This is a genomic window from Stenotrophomonas maltophilia group sp. RNC7, from assembly GCF_030910085.1.
Taxonomy (GTDB): Bacteria; Pseudomonadota; Gammaproteobacteria; order Xanthomonadales; family Xanthomonadaceae; genus Stenotrophomonas; species Stenotrophomonas sepilia.
Genome location: NZ_JAVFVN010000516.1, coordinates 1 through 837, shown reverse-complemented (window position 1 = coordinate 837; position 837 = coordinate 1). Strand labels below are relative to the sequence as shown.

The window sequence follows — 837 nt, the reverse complement described above, 5'->3', positions numbered from 1 at the left end:
GCGGGTTACTGCAGATTAAACATTTCTCTTCGTACAATTACTGTATCATCCCTATTCATCCCTTTGATTTGGAAAGGAAATCAGGATGCAGTCGTTGAGTGCAAAATGCGTTATCTCGGTAGGGTTCTTGTTTCTTTGCCTTTCGGCTCACGCACAGAGTACAGAGAATTTAAAGAAAGCGGACAGTCGGCTAAATGCCTTGTATCAACAGCGGGTTTCCCAGTTGAAAGATGATGAGAAAGGCATAGCTGCTTTGCGTGCCGCTGAGCGGGATTGGATCAAACAGCGCGATCATCAATGCGGAAAAGACATCCACTGCCTTCAACAGATGACCGTCGCCCGCGCTGACTATCTTTCAACAGAAGTTGCCCAGTACGATCCCGATCACACAGGCATTGCTTTGCCACAAGAACTGCTTGGCAAATGGAAGATCAATAAAATACTACCCGCCAACACGATATCTTGCTGGGATGACAAACAGGGCCGGGCCATTGTAGGCCAAGTCATCGAATACGACACAAGCAGCTTGAAGTGGAAGGGCTCCAACATCAAGAGCCTAGGTGTCACTACGACCATGGTAAAGGCCAGCGATTTCCAAATCGAAAACTCCGGCTCGGGCTCGAGCGTATCCTTCTCCGATCTTGGTATACACGCCAAACAAGCAAAAAAGGTGGATATCGGTCACGCGGAATTTTCGTGGGAGGATGGCAACCCCGGCGGCACTACGGAGATTCCAGGTGAAAGTGTGCTGATCAAAAACCCAGAAACAATTGTCTTCTCGGTGTGCAGCACATTTTTCGAAGCTCACCGACAATAACTGGTCAGAGCTAAGGCGGC

General features: G+C 48.9%; 2 protein-coding genes. Both read left to right on the top strand.

The annotated features are described in order from the left end of the window. Positions 1 to 234: hypothetical protein (locus RCF13_RS10100; protein ID WP_308141118.1), on the top strand; the 234-nt coding region annotated here is incomplete at its 5' end. After that, a complete protein-coding gene (locus RCF13_RS10095; RefSeq protein ID WP_308141117.1) occupies positions 128 to 817 on the top strand; it encodes a lysozyme inhibitor LprI family protein in 690 nt (229 codons plus the stop codon). The genes RCF13_RS10100 and RCF13_RS10095, both read left to right, overlap by 107 nt. Positions 818 to 837 lie beyond the last annotated feature (20 nt).